Genomic DNA, 17470 nt, shown 5'->3' with positions numbered 1-17470 from the left:
CCCCCCGCTTTTCAGTTTCCGGTTCGGCAATGATCAGAAGGCGTAGCGCAGACCGACGTTGCCACCCCACGGCTGTTCGATGTGCTCGCCGTTGCTGTAGTCGAGGTCGACATGCACCTGCCACTTCTCGGACATGGCCACCGCCACACCGGCGCCCAACTCCATGCGGCTGCCCGACAGGTCGTTGTTGAAGGTGTTGTTGTTGACCTTCACCTCGTTGTTGTTGGCGAACTCGTGGGCCAGGGCGGCTCGCAGATACGGCTGGGCGATAGCGCCATCCCCCAGCTCGAAGTTGCGTCCGACCGTGGCCCCGACCTTGCCCAGCAGCGAACGGGCACGATCGCCATCGGCCTGCATATCGTTGTCGAGGCTGAAGCGCTTGCCCTGGATCTGCGCGAGCAGCACCTTGGCAAACGGTTCGACGTAATAGTCATTGTCCAGTTTGACGTGCCGGCCGAACTCCGCCGACGCACTGACGCCCCAGTTGTCGTAGTCACCTTTGGTACGGGTGCCGTCGCTCAGGCTGACCTTGGCTTCGTTGCGAAAGCGGTTGAACTTCAGCACGCCGTCGGCGTAGTAGCCGCTGTCCGGTTCCACCCAGGTCACGTATGGCCCGAAGGAGTAGCTCTTGACCGTACCGGAAGTGCCGTGCTCGAGGTTCAGGTCGGATTCGCTGAAACCACCCATCAACCCCACCAGCACGTTGCTCTCACCGACGCGGGCATCGGCCCCGAGGGAAAACCCTCGCTGGTTCTGCTGATACGCCGTACCGGAACCGGCGGCGACGTTGTACTGGTTGCCAAAGGTACGGATCCACGCCCCCGCCAGCCCACCATTGAAACGCAACTCGCCCATGCGACTGCGCCACGAAGCGTCTTCGCCCATGATCACGGTGATCGGTGTGCCAGCGAGGGCAAGTACCGCCCGGGCGCCCGGGCTGATGGTTTGAGTGGTCGGATCGAGATACCAGTCAGTACCGCCCGTTCCGTCGGCGCGCTGGGCCAGGTCGTAGGACCAGGCACCGAGATCGACGCGGCCGCCGCGCAAGGCAAACTGCGCATCCCCGGCGGCGGTGTGAACCAGCGTCAGCTCCTGCGGATTCACCGCATCCAGCCCCGATGCCGCCACCAGCAAACCGAATTGCCCGGAAGCCACACCCGTGACATTGAGAAAGTCATGCTGGCCCGTGGCGAAATTGCCCTTCATCTCCAGCGTGCTGGAACCGTCGTGCGAACCCGCCAGCGTGCCGACGTTCAACTGGTAGAAAGTGTCCGGCGCGTTCTGCGCCCCGAAGCGCACCGTCCCGCCGTTCATGGCCAGGGTGCCCACGCTGTCACTGGCGGTGAGGGTCCAGAGCGAACCGCTGTTGACGGTGACACCGTTGACCTTGTCGAGACGACCGGTGAACTGCGAACCGTTGTTCAGGGTCACGTTGGCGGTCGACCCGTCTTCGACCAGCACATCACCGGTCATCCGGCCCTGATCGAAGGTGAGATTGCCGGTGCTGTTGCCGGCGAGGTTGATGTTGCCTTGCAGAGTGCTGTTGTTGACGGTCATGGCAGCGGTGGAGGCCCCTTGCACGTCGAGCAGGAGGTTGTTGCCGGCGAGCAGAGTTGAGTTGTTGAGTACCTCGATGCTCGCCTCCACGGCGTCCTCGATCAGAATGGCCGACCCGGCCCGGCCTTGCAGGGTCGCGCCATTCAGGCTCAGGCGAGTGTCGCCGAGGCCCGCTCCATCAGCCGCAATCCGCGCACCGTTTTCACCGCCGCTGATGGTGGTGCCATTGGCACGCACATCGCCGCCAAAAAACTGGATACCGGTGCTGCTGGCCTGAGTGCCAGTGACAGTGCCACTGTTGAGCACCAGCGAACTCAACCCGGTGATCAACGCACCGGACGTACCGCCAGTGATCGTACTGTTGCCGACGACAGCCGTGGAACCGGTGGTCGTCGGTCCCTGACGGACCACCGAAAGCGCCGCGCCACTGCCGGTCACTGTTGCGCCGTCCACGGTGATATCGCCGTTGATTGCGTTGATGCCGCTGTTACCGTTGCGGCCGGCAAACGTACCGCCGACAGCATTGAGCGTAGCGCCCGATTGAACGAACACTTCGAACGTCTGCGCGGCATTGGTATTCAGAACTCCGCCATTGACCAGGTAATTATCAGGAGAAGTGGAAGCATCGATGTTCAGGGTCTGCCCCGGATTCACCGTGGTCAACGCCTGAGCCAGCGGGCTCAAAAGAAAGATGGGAAAAAAAAGCACAAGGTTCATCATTCGTGCGGGATACGCCATAGATACGACAGGCAAACAACGCTTCATGACAGTAACTCCATAAGACCGTAAATTGATTGCCCCTCGAGGCGAGGCGCGCAGTCTATTGCTCCACTTCACTTATCTATGTAGGACAAGTCCTAACGCCGACGAGAAAAGTCCTCATTAAATGTCAGCCAGACACCACCTCAACGAAGGTCCTACATTTCCAAAGGACTGAATACACAATCGGGATCGATAGAAAAAAGGAAGATAAACATCTTCCTTTTTTCATTTCGGCTTATTCACTCATCATGGCAGCGGACAATCATTGCCTTGCCCATCGCGGACAACTACCTCGACCGTATGTGCATTTGAAGTTTCATCACGTCCGCCGACAGTCACTTCATAACTGATTGTTCCGTTACCATCCCGGATAGGTTTCAATGCTGCGTCGTGTGGCAAATAAACCGTCGTGCCATTGAGATGTTCGCCACCGCTCAATGTTTTGGTGAACTCATAATCCGGCACTGGTACAGGGCCTGTATCGTCAAAAGCATTACCGGTCCACTTGAATTTCAGGGTCATGGCATCTTCCAGAGGCGCCCCGCCTTTGACACCGACCACGGCTGCCCAACCAACGTTGGAAATATTTCTCAGGGACGAGCAATTCAAGTATTCGGTGCCCCCGATAGTCTGCACAAAGTTGACTTTCACTTCCGGGAGGGTGACCGCAATAACGTGAACATCGACCGGCTGACGCAGGGAGTTATTGGAGTTCCCTGGCGGCAGGCCAGGGTTGGTGATTTCGTAGTGGACCGGAAGCGCAGCGTTATTGCCCTGGTCGCGAATCAAGGCCCAGGGAATTGTGAATTCAATCGGATCCCCGTCCGCTTCGTTACCGGTAACCGTGTATACGCCGCCCGGAGCGGGCACCAGCACTTTGTTCCAGTACAACTGGTAGACATCCCCCGTAGCACGGTCATCCGAAACTGTGGTGGCTGCCGTACCGTCCTCATTGACGTCTACCAACTCGAACTTGTTGGGATCAGTGGTGTTCTTGGCCTGAGTGGTCACCGGTGCCAGTTTCGGGTTGCCGGTTTCCGGATCATCGGGATCATCCGGTCCCGGGCCAGCGCGCCGGAGATCGACATTGACAGGGGCAAATGTCGGTCCCGGGTACTCCTGATTACCGCGCCTCACCAGGTAACTCACGGTAACCGCCCGGGGTCCCAGGCCATTGCGTTTCACATCGGCAAACGGGACATCAAAAAGCCACGGCGCGCCATCGGATGCTCGTTTTTCCGGCTGGACGATGCCATCCCAGGTCAACTGGATTCGATCCGAAGGGTTGATATTGTCATAGGCGTCGACCTGCGCCAGCACGTCCGGAATGGCGTCCTTGATATCAATCAGCCGGTCAGGATCAGGCGCTTCATCCACTTTCAGATCTTTCAGGTTGGCGGGGGCGGCAGTCAGTTCGACAACGACATCCAACTCGTGCGAAACCGGCCCCTCGTTACCTGTCCGATCGATCATCTTGTAATACAGAATCTGCTCGCCTTCGCTGCCGGCCTCGACCTGAGCCTTGGTCAAGGTCACCGTCATGGGCGAGTTTGAATTGTCCGGCGCCGTGTAGGTTCCGATCAGTCTGCCCGGCACACTTTTCCCGTAATAGACCTCAATGACATCATCCACTCTTCGATCACTGTGCCGAGGAATGGTCAACACGATATCGGGATCGGCATCCAGTCGCTCTTTGGTGATACGCCCATCCGCGTATTCCGTTGGCAGTTCCATCTTGGCACCTGCCACATTCTTGTTGGGGGGTTCCTTGTCGATAAAAATGGAAACGGGCTGATCGTAATTCGTAGGGTTGCCGGCATAGATGAGCCTGTAACTCAGAGAATGACGCCCTTCCCCGCTCGTATCAGCGCCTTTCAATACCAGTGTCTGGGTAGTGTCCACAGGTGTCGTTGCACTGATCTCATCTCCGGCAGGCACACCGTCCCATAAAAGTTGCAGATAAATCGTCCGGCCTGCGGGTACAGGCGGAGACAACTCCAGAACTTCTTCAATCAGGACGTTGTTATCCACGCCCTGAAAGGCCTTTGGCAACATATTGGGCTCATCCCCGACAACGTCGGGTAAAAGATTCTGGAGTTGCGGGGAAGTGGACACCCTTTGGAACTTTGCAAGTCGGGCGGCCTTTGCGGCGGCGCGTCCTGGATCATCATCGATCACCCTTTTGAATTCAGACATTTTTCTTCTCCGAAACTAATTAGTTACTTGAAATTACTTTCCACGACCCAAGCAACTACCCAAAACCGCAATACCATTGCGACCCTGAATATCGCCAATCTCTTTAAACCTACAACTTACAACTCATTCGCCCCAGACAGGATCCGGACAATCAACTTCATTGGTTGGCGAACAAACTTCTCCGCTGGGCATGGTTCGGTTAATGATCACGAAGTCCGGTCGTGAACGTCCGATGCTGCCGTTCTGCTTCGCCAGTTCGTAGCGCACCAGCGCCGAACCGTTATTGACCATGGGCGCAATCAGCGCTTCAAAGTCGTCGACGACGATGTCGAAGCCCTCGACCACATCCACCGCTTCAAGCTCTTTGGAAAACGCCTTGTAGACACCGGGGATAGGATTGGAACCGTTTTGCCCGTAACAACCCTGCCAGTGCAGGGTGATGCTGTCCCTGACCGCGAACCGTGGATCGGGCCGGACGTGGATCGTGACCCCTTCCCATAACCTTGGCACGGAACAGCAATGCAGCACGCCTTCCCTGCCGGCATGGGGAAATGTCGGTTCCTTGAGGTCGTTGAAGACCACCATGGACACCTCGACATCCGTCACCCGCGACAACTGCTCGTTCACCCCGTTGGTGGTGGTGTACCAGACCGGCAGCCGGGGGTTTTGCAGATCCGGTTCGATGTATTGCCACGGTACTTCCAGCACCAGAGGCTGACCGGCGACATCGGTCGGCTGAACGTGGTACTCGGCGACCGGTGTGGTGAATGCCCCCCAGAACAGATCGATCCGTTCATAGGCGTCGGGAACGTCGAACAGTGTCAACAGAACCCTGGCCGGCAGCCCGTAATCGACACCGAGCAAGCGGTTTGCCTGATCGGAAACCTGACCGCGCACCTCCACCGTGGCCAGGGTCGCGTTCAACAACGCCGGTGCCAGCGGGTGATCCTGACCGGCAAGGGTCAGATCGACCGCGACAGAAATCGACGGTGCCTTGGGCGAGTAGCTCCCATCCGCGAGACGAATCCGATAGTCCACGGTGGCGCGCAGAGGCCCGTCGCCGTTCGCATGCATGGCCGTCCATGGCACCGTGACCTTTTGCGGAAAATTCGCCGGATCGACCGCGATCTCCGCCAGTTCCGTGCCGTCCCAATTGACCGCGACACTTTGCGCGGCGTCCGGAAAATCGTAGGGATCGATCTCGACGGTCAAACCGTCACGCGCCTGTTGGCGATCGAGCAGCCCCCGATCCAGATCCACCCTGGGTGGCAGAAATGCGCCCGGTGCCGGCGTCAGATCGACCCGGATGGTTGCCAGTTCCGAGACTGGCCCGGTATTGCCGGCGCGGTCCCTGAGCCGGTAATACATGTAGCGCGCACCCGATGACCAGGCGCGGATCTCGTCGGCGTACACGGTGATCTGCAGGCGTTGATCGATGATGTCCTGTTGACTGAACTCCTGCTCGCGGATCTCGGTTTCGCCGCTGGGTGGCGGGTTCTTGTCCGTCCAGAAATACACCGCCCGGTCACGGGCCACCGCGTCGGTATAAAACGGCACATCGACAACGACTTGGCCATGCTGGCTCAGGTAAGCCTCGGTGATCACGCCATTGAGTTCGGCGGGAAAGATCACCGCTTTGGGCTGCTGGCCAAAATCGGGCATCGTGGTATCGATGGTGATCTTTGTCCTGGGGGACTCCGTGGGGTTTTGCAGGCTGGGCGAAACCCGGATCGAGACCTGATAAAGGCCCTGGTTCAGGAAAGCGCGCGGGACGTAGAGCGATTGCGGCAGTGGCACCGTAACCCCGGACGGATAATCGCGCTGATCGACCGAAACGAACGTCGAGCCAAATAACGTGAACCCCAGCTCGACCCGATCGATACGGCCTGGAGGAAGGGTGAACTCCCAGCCCATGTACGTCACTTCCAGATCCTGGCCCAGCGCCCGGATGGGCAACAGGCCTTCCGGGTCGTCAGGGTCCAGCACCGCCGGAACCCTGGGCGCTTCAAGATCGGCCGACGGGGCTACTGCTGCTGTCTGATCGACTGGCGGTTTGGACGCTGACATCTCGCATAGTCCCTGAAAATGCAGATACCGGGTGTCGAGGCCGTCTCACTGGACGGCCTGAACGGTTGGTTCCATTTAGCGCGCGGATGGCGAACCTGCCTACTGTCAGAAATTACAGGTATTGCTACCGCTCGTCGGGAATCAGGCGGTTTTCGGTCGATGGACTTACAGAGCCGGACAGCGATTAAACGGACGTGTTGAAACAACATCCGCAGACACTCTCGAAGGCTACACATCCTTGCGTCGTTGCCTACGGCTGCGCCAGAATCCGCCGGCTTGTGCGCTTTGAGGTCGGGTTTTATCGTTTCCGGGTCGCTGACGAATCAGCGGTCGGGTTTAGCGATCCGTCCTTACGCCGAAGCAACACCCTTCTCGATTGCAGATTTGTCTGTCTGCATTTGCGTCATGGTGGCTGTGCGTGGGAGACCTTCGGGTCTACCCGGGGTTTCTGTGACCCGGATCGCTAACCTGCGTACAGCCGCCACCTTTACTTGTTTAGCGATGAGTCGTGGCGGCCTCAATCCATCACGGAGATTGCCATGATCAAACCAACACCCAACCCACCCGAAGAAAATCTGGAAACCGAATCGACCTCCCCCTACGAATCCGCCGATTCACGAAAACTCCACGACGCCGCCGAGCGTGCCCTCGACCATTACCTCTGCCCGCCCGGCAATCCCGGCCCCAAACGCAAATCCGGCCCGATGTACGCCATCGCTCCGGACGTCGACAGTGAAGAACTGCTGGCCAACGCCAGCGAAACCCTAGCCTCGGCCAAGCACATCGCCCATGACTTCGCCAACCTGCTGCCCGCGCCCCATCGCACCACCCTGCTAGGCATTGCCCAACTGGTGATGATCGGTGAACTGGCGGTGAACCGGGCGCTGGACAATCTGGAAATCGAGGCGGACAAGCGGCTGTAGCAGGTAGCCTGATTCGTCGGTGACTGAAAGTACGCCTTCGTGGGCAAGCCCACTCCCACACTGGAAATGCCTGCCCCCCCTGGAGGCAACGCGGTCCAATGTGGGAGCGGGCTTGCTCGCGAAGGCAACTTGTCAGCCACCAAAAATCCAGCCGCCAGCCATGAAAAAACCGCCGCCCCCGGTAACCGGGAGCGGCGGGTTTTGTCATTTCAGCCCTGCCTCAGACCGTATCCACCTTCAGCGAATGGTCATTCAACATGCCATTGATGATGGTCGCCGTGTCGGCCCCGCCGGCAATCACACCACCCGCCCCCGGGGTGACGCCGTAGTGGCTGGCGAGGTTGACGCCGGCCAGGTCGATGGTCTGGTTGGTCGAGCCGCCGGCCATGGCGCTGACGTCAATGCTGGTGACCAGCGACGCGCCGCTGCCGGTGACGGTGAAGTGCAGGTAGTCGTCCAGCGACGCCGCCGTGCCGTTTTCACCTTGCAGCAGTTGCGACAGGTCGAGCTTGTCGGTGCCGGGGGTGAAGTCGGTGATGACGTCGTGGCCACTGTTGCCCTTGAGCCACTGGAAGGTGTCGGCCCCCGGCCCGCCGGTCAGGGTGTTGTTGCCCATGCCGCCGATCAGCAGGTCATCGCCGCCGCCGCCATTGAGGATGTCGTTGCCCAGGCCTCCATTGATCACGTTGTTATTGTTGTCGCCGGTCAGGGTGTCGTTGAAGTTCGAGCCGACGAGGTTTTCGATGCCGGTCAAGGTGTCCGTACCGGCGCCGATGGTGTTTTGCGCACCGGGCAGGCTCAGGTTCACCGTAACCCCGGCGGTGGCGTGGGCGTAGCTGGCGGTGTCGATGCCGGTGCCGCCATCGAGCAGGTCATTGCCCGGCCCGCTGTATAGCAGATCGTTGCCGGCGCCGCCGTGCAGCTCGTTGTTGCCTGAGCCGGCGGTGAGCACGTCATTGCCGTCGCCACCGTTGAGGATGTTGTCGCCCGTGCCGGCCACCAGCACGTCATCCCCCGAGGTGCCGGTGAGGGTGTGGCCGTCCTGATAGCTGATGGTCACGTTGGCGCTGTCGCTGCCGCCATGGTTGTCGTTGGCGGTGTAGGTGCCGTGGTAGTCCGGGGTGATGTCGTGGGCGCCGGCGTAGTTGAGGGTCATGGTCAACTGGTAGTTTTCCGCCGCGTTGGTGTTGCTGCCCGTGGTGTTGGTGATGTTGGTGATGTGGATCTGGTAGACCCCGTCGGCCGACGCCGTGAGGGTTTGCCCGTCCGCCAGCGCGGTGTACGCGCCGCCGTTGATCGAGTACTCCATGGTGATGTGCCCGGCCGCCAGGTTGTGATCCAGGTTGAGGGTCTCGCCCTGGCGCAGGTTGACGGTGATGCGGTCCTCATCGTTGGCATTGGTGTTGGTGACCGCGCCGAGGTAACCGCTGACCACCAGCACAGCGGTCATGGTCGCGGCGTTGGCAGCAAACGAGTTGCGCACGTTGGCCAGGTTCTGGTTGGCGGCGGTGTTGGCATTGGTGCCGGTGAAGCTGATCGCGCCGGTGCCCGTGAAGTCTGCCGCTTTCGAGACCCAGCCGGTGTTGAAGGACGTCGGCGTGGCGTTGAGGGTGTCACCGTTGGGGTCGGTGTCGTTGGCCAGCAGCAGCTCGCCCGGCACCACGATGTTGCCCGACAGCACGTTGGTGATGATGTGGTCGTCCACCGCCACCGGCGGCGCGTTGGGGATCACTTTCACGGTCAGGGTGGAGCTGGCGAGATCGCCGTCGTTGTCGCTGACGGTGAAGCCGATGTTTTCGGTGATGACCACCGTCGTGGTTTTCTGCGAGGTGTAGTTGTAGTCACCGGTATCGAGGTTGATCACCAGGGTGCCGCTGTTGTTGGTAGCGATGCTCAGGGTGTTGTTCACGGTGTTGAAGGTGCCGTGGTTGGTGCCGCCGCTGAACGTCAGCCCGCCCTGCCCACCGTTGGCCTTCGGATCGTAGGTGTAGGTGGTGCCGTCGACCACGATGGACTTGATAAACCCGCCATCGGCGCCGAACGTGCCGCCCTCGCCCAGCAACGAACCGGTGACCGGCGCGCCCATCACCGTGCCGGACAGCACCGAGTTGAGCTGGTTGAGGTCGGTGACCACCACCGCGTTGGTGTCGGTGTGGCTGATGCCGTCGTAGGCCAGCGGATCGAGGTTGGCATTGCTCACGCCGTTGCCGAGGCCGATCGCGTAGTTCTTGATGTTGTTGGCATCGAGGAAGTTTTTCAGCGCGGCTTCGTCGGCGCTACCAATGTCGCCCTCGTTGGGTTTGCCGTCGGAGAAGAAGTAGCCGACGTTCTGCGCCCCGGTGAGTTTGCCCGAGGTGTTGAACGCAGTCTGCATGGTTGCCACGGCGGCGTCGTAGTTGGTGCCGCCCCCGGCGCTGAGGCCGGCGAGCAGGGTCTTGGCGGTCGCCACATCGACCCACACCGTGGTGCGGTCGGTGGCGTTGCTGCTGAAGGTCACCAGTTGCACCTTCACGTCGCCCAGATCGTCGTACTTGTCGAGCAAGGCGCTGATGGCCTGTTTCGCCAGGTCCAGCCGCGACAGGCCCGGCACGCCGGAGGCGTCGGCCATGCTGCCGGAGATGTCGAGGACGATGAGGACGTTGGAATCGATCTCCACCGCCGCCACCGAACGATCCGACGCCACAGCCTTGGGCACGTCATCGACGATGTTGACCACGATAGTGCTGGTGGTGCTGTTGCCCAGCGCATCGGTGGCTTTGTAGGTGAAGCTTTCGCTCAGGGTGTTCGCCCCGTCGTTGGCGTTCGGCAGGGTTTTCGGTGCCGAGGTCAGGGTGTAGGTGTAGGTGCCGTCGGCGTTGAGCTGGATCTGCCCGTAAGAACCGGTGGCGCTGCCGACCAGGGTGTAGGTGATCGCCCCGCTGCCGCCGGTGACCGAACCGACCAGGGTGCCGGTCGCGGTTTCCCCGGTGTTGCTCGGGTCGCTGCCGGTGACCGTACCGGCGGCCAGGTCCTGGCCATCCTTGGTCAGATCGAGGGCTTTTTCGTAAACCGTCACGTCCTGATCGACCGAGGCCACCAGTTTGCTGTCGGCGACGTTGATGGTGATGGTCGTGGTGCTTTCATCGCCGTCGGTGTCGCGGATGGTGTAGGTGAAGGTATCGGTGGCGCCCGGCGGGCTCACCGAGTTCGGGTTGCTGTGGTAGACGGCGTTGCCTGCCGCGTCCAGGGTCAGGTAACCGTAGGTGCCGTTGATATTGCTGTTGAGGCCGCCACTGGCCGACGTCGCGGTATTGCTGCCGGCGCGCACGCCGACCACCGTGGCCGCGCCGTCGGCACCGCTGATGTCATTGCCGAGCACGCTGATGTTGACCGTGCCGCCCTCCACCACCGAACCGGTGTCCGCCTTGGCGGTCGGCAGGTCATCGATGATGTTGACGTTGATCTGGCCGCTGGCGGTGCTGCCATCGGTGTCGGTCGCCACCACGTTGAAGTTCTCGGTAAGGCTGTTGGCGCCGTTGCCGGTCGGGTGGTTTTCGTTATCCACCAGGGTGTAGCTGTAGCTGACCACACCGGTCGCCGGGTTGTAGCCGGTGACGGTGAAAGTGCTGCCCAGCGGTGAAACCACCGATTGCGGGAAGCCTGCGGCCACGCCGTTGGTGACGATCGCGATACCGCCGACGGTGAGGGTTTGCAGGCCATCGAGGGCAGTCACGGTGAAGGTGCCGCTCTGGGTCAGCGCCGACGCATTGGGGCTGGTGCCGTCGCTGAGGTTTTTCTCGTAGACGGTCAACTCGCCGCCAGCAACATCGAGGCCGTTGAGCACCACCGGGTCGTCGTTGTTGTGAACGTTCAGCACCAGGTTGGCGGTGCTGGTGTCGCCATCGGCATCGGTGAGGGTGTAGGTGAAGGTTTCGGTGCCATTGCCACCGCCGTGCAGGGCTTTGAAATCGGCATCGTTGGTATTCAGCGTGTAGGTGTACGTGCCGTTGGCGTTCAGCACCAGGGTGCCGTAAGTCCCGACGAAAGTGCCGGGGGTGATCGGACCGCTGTTCGGGCCGGTCGCGACCACGTCGGCGCCTTGCACGTCGTTGGTCAGCACGTTGCCGCTGAGGGTCAATTGGGTTTCCGAAGCGGTGTTGACGTTGCTGTCATTCACAGCCTTCGGCACGTCATCGACGATGTTGACCACGATGGTGCTGTTGACCACGTTGCCCAGCGAGTCGGTGGCCTGGTAGGTGAAGGTCTCCGTCAGGGTGTTGGCCCCGTCGTTGGCATGCGGCGTGGTGCTGGCCGGTGATGTCAGGGTGTAGGTGTAGGTGCCGTTGGCGTTGAGCTGGATCTGCCCGTAGTTGCCGGTGGCGCTGCCGACCAGCGCATAAGTGATCGCGCCGACCGCGCCGGTGACCGCACCCACCAGCGTGCCGGACGCGGTTTCGCCAGTGCTGGTCGGGTCGCTGCCGGTGACCGTGCCGGCGGCCAGGTCCTGGCCATCCTTGTTCAGGTCGAGGGCTTTTTCGTAGACCGTGACGTCGTTGTCGCTGCTGGCCACCAGGCAACTGTTGGAGACGTCGATGGTGATGGTGGTGGTGCTTTCATCGCCATCGGAATCGCGCACGGTGTAGGTGAACACGTCCACCGCGCCCGGCCCGTTCACCGCGTTGGGATTGCTGTGATAGACCGCGTTGCCGGTGGCGTCCAGGGTCAGGTAGCCGTAGGTGCCATTGATGTTGGTATTGAGGCCGCCAATGGCCGAGGTCGAGGTGTCGGAACCGGCGCGCACGCCGACCACCGCACCGCCAGCGGCCGGGCCGTCGGCGCCGCCGATGTCGTTGTCCAGCACATTGCCGCTAACGGTGCCGCCCTCCACCACCGACGTCGCGTCAGGGTGCGCGGTGGGCAGGTCATCAACGATGTTGACGTTGATCTGGCCGCTGGCGGTGCTGCCATCGGTGTCCGTGGCGACGACGTTGAAGTTCTCGGTGATGCTGTTGGCGCCGTTGGCGTTCGGATGGGTTTCGTTATCCACCAGGGTGTAGCTGTAGCTGACCACGCCGGTCGCCGGGTTGTAGCCGGTGATGGTCAGCGTGCTGCCCAGCGGCGTGGTGACCGATTGTGGGAAACCTGCGGCCACGCCGTTGGTAACCACGGCAATGCCGCCGACGGTCAGGGTTTGCAGACCGTCCAGCGCGGTCACGGTGAAGGTGCCGCTCTGGGTCAGCGCCGGAGCGTCGGGGCTGCTGCCGTCGCTGAGGTTTTTCTCGTAGACGGTGAGTTCGCCGCCGTTGACGTCGAGGCCGTTGAGGTAGACCGGATCGTCGTTGTTATGGATCTGCAGGACGAGGTTGGCGGTGCTGGTGTCGCCGTCCGAGTCGGTGATGGTGTAGGTGAAGGTTTCCGTGCCATTGCCGCCACCGTGCAGGGCTTTGAAGTCCGCATCGTTGGTGTTCAGCGTGTAGGTGTAAGTGCCGTTGGCGTTCAGCACCAGCGTGCCGTAAGTCCCGGTGAAAGTGCCAGCGGTGATCGGGCCGGCGCTTGGGCCGGTTGGAACGCGGTCGGCGCCCTGCACATCGTTGGTGAGGACATTGCCGGTCAGGGTCAGATTGGATTCCGACGCGGTGCTGGCATTGCTGTCGTCGACGCCTTTTGGCAGGTCGTCGACGATGTTCACGTCGAGGGTGCTGTTGGCGGTGGTGCCGTTGTCATCGACCACGGTGACCCCGAACTGCTCGCTCAGGGTATTGGCGCCGTTGGCGGTTGGGTGGGCTTCGTTATCGACAAGGGTGTAGCTGTAGCTCACGACGCCTGTTGCAGCATTGAACCCGGTAATGGTCAGGGTGCTGCCGAGCGGTGTGGTGACCGATTGTGGGAAGCCTGCGGCCACGCCGTTGGTAACCACGGCAATGCCGCCGATGGTCAGCGTGGTGACGCCGTCCAAAGCAGTGATGGTGAACGTGCCGCTCTGGGTCAGCGCAGCCGCATCCGGCGCGCTGCCATCGCTGAGGTTTTTCTCGTAGACAGTGAGTTCACCGCCGTTGACGTCGAGACCGCTGATGACCACCGGATCGTCGTTGTTATGGATTTGCAGCACGAGGTTGGCGGTGCTGGTATCGCCGTCCGAGTCGGTGATGGTGTAGGTGAAGGTTTCAGTGCCATTGCCGCCGCCGTGTAGGGCTTTGAAATCGGCGTCACTGATGTTCAGCGTGTAGGTGTAAGTGCCGTTGGCGTTCAGTACCAGCGTGCCGTAAGTCCCGGTGAACGTGCCGGCGGTGATCGGGCCGGCGCTTGGGCCGGTTGGAACGCGGTCGGCGCCCTGGACATCGTTGGTCAGCACGTTGCCCGTCAGCGTCAGATTGGTTTCCGACGCCGTGCTGGCGTTGCTGTCATCCACGCCTTTTGGCAGGTCATCGACGATGTTCACATCGAGGGTGCCATTGGCGGTGGTGCCGTTGTCGTCGACCACGGTGACCCCGAACTGCTCGCTCAGGGTGTTGGCGCCGTTGGCAGTCGGGTGGGCTTCGTTATCGACCAGGGTGTAGCTGTAGCTCACGACGCCGGTGGCCGCATTGAACCCGGTGATGGTCAGGGTGCTACCCAGTGGCGTGGTGACCGATTGCGGGAAGCCTGCGGCCACGCCATTGGTGACTACGGCGATGCCGCCGATGGTCAGCGTGGTGACGCCATCGAGTGCAGTGATGGTGAACGTGCCGCTCTGGGTCAGCGCTGGAGCGTCGGGGCTGCTGCCGTCGCTCAGGTTTTTCTCGTAGACAGTGAGTTCACCGCCATTCACGTCGAGACCGCTGATGACCACCGGATCGTCGTTGTTATGGATTTGCAGCACGAGGTTCGCAGTGCTGGTGTCACCGTCGGAGTCGGTGATGGTGTAGGTGAAAGTTTCAGTGCCATTGCCGCCGCCGTGTAGGGCTTTGAAATCGGCGTCACTGGTGTTCAGCGTGTAGGTGTAAGTGCCGTTGGCGTTCAGCACCAAAGTGCCGTAAGTCCCGGTGAACGTACCGGCAGTGATCGGCCCGGCATTTTCACCGGTAGGCACACGGTCAGCGCCCTGCACGTCGTTGGTCAGCACGTTGCCGGTCAAGGTCAGATTGGTTTCCGACGCGGTGCCAGCGTTGCTGTCGTCCACACCTTTTGGCAGGTCATCGACGATGTTCACATCGAGGGTGCCGTTGGCGGTGGTGCCGTTGTCATCGACCACGGTGACCCCAAACTGCTCGCTCAGGGTGTTGGCGCCGTTGGCAGTCGGGTGGGCTTCGTTATCGACAAGGGTGTAGCTGTAGCTCACGACGCCTGTTGCAGCATTGAACCCGGTAATGGTCAGGGTGCTGCCGAGCGGTGTGGTGACCGATTGTGGGAAGCCTGCGGCCACGCCGTTGGTAACCACGGCAATGCCGCCGATGGTCAGCGTGGTGACGCCGTCCAAAGCAGTGATGGTGAACGTGCCGCTCTGGGTCAGCGCAGCCGCATCCGGCGCGCTGCCATCGCTGAGGTTTTTCTCGTAGACAGTGAGTTCACCGCCATTCACGTCGAGGCCGCTGATGACCACCGGATCGTCGTTGTTATGGATTTGCAGCACGAGGTTGGCGGTGCTGGTATCGCCGTCCGAATCAGTGATGGTGTAGGTGAAGGTTTCAGTGCCATTGCCGCCGCCGTGTAGGGCTTTGAAATCGGCGTCACTGGTGTTCAGCGTGTAGGTGTAAGTGCCGTTGGCGTTCAGCACCAAAGTGCCGTAAGTCCCGGTGAAAGTGCCGGCGGTGATCGGGCCGGCATTTTCGCCGGTAGGCACACGGTCAGCGCCCTGCACGTCGTTGGTCAGCACGTTGCCCGTCAGCGTCAGATTGGTTTCCGACGCGGTGCTGGCGTTGCTGTCATCCACGCCTTTTGGCAGGTCATCGACGATGTTCACATCGAGGGTGCCATTGGCGGTGGTGCCGTTGTCGTCGACCACGGTGACCCCGAACTGCTCGCTCAGGGTGTTGGCGCCGTTGGCAGTCGGATGCGCTTCGTTATCGACCAGGGTGTAGCTGTAGCTCACAACACCGGTAGCGGCGTTGAACCCGGTAATCGTCAGGGTGCTGCCGAGCGGTGTGGTGACCGATTGCGGGAAGCCTGCCGCGACGCCATTGGTGACTACGGCGATGCCGCCGATGGTCAGCGTGGTGACGCCGTCCAGCGCGGTGATAGTGAACGTGCCGCTCTGGGTCAGCGCAGCTGCATCCGGCGCACTACCATCGCCCAGATTCTTCTCGAAAACCGTCAGCTCCCCGCCTTCGGCATTCAACCCGCTGATAACCACCGGGTCATCGTTGTTGTGGATTTGCAGCACCAGATTCGCGGTGCTGGTATCGCCGTCGGCATCCCGCAAGGTGTAGGTGAATGTCTCGGTGCCGTTGCCGCCGCCGTGCAGCGCCTTGAAGTCGGCGTCACTGGTATTGAGCGTGTAGGTGTAAGTGCCGTTGGGATTGAGTACCAGCGTCCCGTAGGTGCCGGTAAACGTACCGCCGACCACCGGGCCGCTATTGGGGCCGACGGGGATGCGGTCGGCGCCCTGGATGTCGTTCGGCAGCACGCTGCCGGTCAGGGTCAGCAGGGTTTCCGACGCGGTGTTCGGGTTGGTGTCATCGATGGCTTTGGGCACGTCATCGGTGATGTTGACGTCCAGCGTGCCGGTGGCGGTGTCACCGTTGCTGTCGTTGGCGATCACGGTGAAGTGTTCGCTGAGGTTATTGGCGCCATCACCCGCCGCGTGGGTTTCGCTGCCGTTGAGGGTGTAGCTGTAATTGAGTACGCCGGTGGCCGGGTTATAACCGGTGATGGTCAGGGTGTTGCCCAATTGCGTGGTGATCGACTGCGGGAAGCCGATGGGCACGCCGCCGACGATGACGTTGATGCCGCCGATGCTCAGGCTGGTGAGGCCGTCCGGGGCATTGACGGTAAAGGTGCCGGTCTGGGTCAGCGCACCGCTGTTGGCGGCGGAGCCGTCCGGCAGGTTGGCTTCGTTGACCGTCAGTTCACCGCCCTGTACGTCCAGGCCGGTGATCGTGACCGGGTTGTTGACCGGTGGTGCAATCGGCGTGTTGTCACCGTTGTCGACCACCGCGTTGTGCCGTTCTTCGGGAAACTCGGGAATGCCGCCGAACCCGGCGGTGGGGAAACCGATGACCGGATCGACGCGCCCGCCGACTTCTTCCAGCAAGACAAAACTGTGGCCGCCGCCCTTGCCGCCATTCGGATCGGAGGGTGCATCCGGCCCCGCGGCGGTGGCTTCGGCGGATTTGCTCGGGTCATCGCCGGCGGCAATGGCTTTCTGGATCTGCTCGACGTCGGTCAGTTGGGCGTCGGTCGGGGTCAGCGCTTCCGGGGAGTCGACATGCGGCGCGTGATTGGCCAGCAACTGGCCGGTCATGGTCAGGCTGCTGCCACGGCCCAGGGTCAGCTCCTGGCCATTTTGCAGATGAACGGCGACGGCGCCTTCCGCGCCGGTGATCAACTGATCGCCGGCAAACAAGCGATCGCCTTCGACCAGGGCACGCCGATTGCCATCAGCCCCCTGTGCGAAAACCTGACCGATGACTTTAGTGACGATCCCGATGAGCGTTGCCATGTGCATTCCTCCGCTGCCGACCACCGTCGGCGCTGGTTTGCGAAGCAGCCCATGGCTCAAGCGGGTTGTCGGGGCGACGCTCTCGCACCTCGACAGTTCGTTTCGCAGGTGGCGCCACGCCGGAAACCCGAGTGCCGACAAGCACTTGTGATCCCTGATCGATGCCGCATGCCCACTAGCGCTACGTAACGGTGGTGAATCACCCGAGTGACAAAAAAATGTCGCTCCTGAGCCGTTACGCGTCCCTCCCCTTTAGCAGTACTTCGCCCGTATGTCGCAAAGTGAGTGGAACTTTCCTCAAGCCTTTCTGCACTCCCTGGCGCGCATAAAACAAAGGCTTTCGAGTGGA

Annotated in this window: 5 protein-coding genes; 1 reads left to right on the top strand and 4 read right to left on the bottom strand. The window is 61.3% G+C overall.

Going from position 1 to position 17470, the window contains the following annotated elements; all coding sequences use genetic code 11:
* Positions 1 to 33: 33 nt before the first annotated feature.
* The 3 genes from N8H74_RS20205 to N8H74_RS20195 all read right to left on the bottom strand — a co-directional run bounded on the left by N8H74_RS20205 (position 34) and on the right by N8H74_RS20195 (position 6582).
* Entirely contained in the window at positions 34 to 2274 is a 2241-nt protein-coding gene (locus tag N8H74_RS20205; protein ID WP_262149772.1) for an autotransporter outer membrane beta-barrel domain-containing protein, read from the bottom strand.
* Between the two features lie 291 nt (positions 2275 to 2565).
* The gene (locus tag N8H74_RS20200) at positions 2566 to 4515 is read right to left on the bottom strand and encodes a hypothetical protein (RefSeq protein WP_262149770.1); all 1950 of its coding nucleotides are present in this window, start codon (positions 4513 to 4515) and stop codon (positions 2566 to 2568) included.
* 123 nt (positions 4516 to 4638) lie between these two features.
* Positions 4639 to 6582 carry a hypothetical protein gene (locus tag N8H74_RS20195; protein ID WP_262149768.1) on the bottom strand — a complete coding sequence of 648 codons (1944 nt, stop codon included), beginning with the start codon at positions 6580 to 6582 and terminating at the stop codon, positions 4639 to 4641.
* Between the two features lie 539 nt (positions 6583 to 7121).
* Between N8H74_RS20195 and N8H74_RS20190 the strand changes: the two genes are divergently transcribed.
* The gene (locus N8H74_RS20190) at positions 7122 to 7505 is read left to right on the top strand and encodes a DUF6124 family protein (protein ID WP_217831324.1); all 384 of its coding nucleotides are present in this window, start codon (positions 7122 to 7124) and stop codon (positions 7503 to 7505) included.
* Between the two features lie 220 nt (positions 7506 to 7725).
* On the opposite strand, the gene N8H74_RS20185 is transcribed toward N8H74_RS20190, so the two are convergent.
* A complete protein-coding gene (locus N8H74_RS20185) occupies positions 7726 to 17121 on the bottom strand; it encodes a retention module-containing protein (protein WP_262149765.1) in 9396 nt (3131 codons plus the stop codon).
* Between the last annotated feature and the right edge of the window lie 349 nt (positions 17122 to 17470).

Source organism: Pseudomonas sp. B2M1-30 (assembly GCF_025447575.1).
GTDB classification, from domain to species: domain Bacteria; phylum Pseudomonadota; class Gammaproteobacteria; order Pseudomonadales; family Pseudomonadaceae; genus Aquipseudomonas; species Aquipseudomonas botevensis.
This window is presented reverse-complemented; position numbering and strand designations above follow the sequence as displayed.

What these genes read in the sequence shown, in the direction of transcription:
- N8H74_RS20205 (WP_262149772.1), bottom strand. Translation starts at nt 2,274, where the DNA reads ATGAACCTTGTGCTTTTTTTTCCCATCTTTCTTTTGAGCCCGCTGGCT.
- N8H74_RS20200 (WP_262149770.1), bottom strand. Translation starts at nt 4,515, where the DNA reads ATGTCTGAATTCAAAAGGGTGATCGATGATGATCCAGGACGCGCCGCC.
- N8H74_RS20190 (WP_217831324.1), top strand. Translation starts at nt 7,122, where the DNA reads ATGATCAAACCAACACCCAACCCACCCGAAGAAAATCTGGAAACCGAA.
- N8H74_RS20195 (WP_262149768.1), bottom strand. Translation starts at nt 6,582, where the DNA reads ATGTCAGCGTCCAAACCGCCAGTCGATCAGACAGCAGCAGTAGCCCCG.
- N8H74_RS20185 (WP_262149765.1), bottom strand. Translation starts at nt 17,121, where the DNA reads ATGGCAACGCTCATCGGGATCGTCACTAAAGTCATCGGTCAGGTTTTC.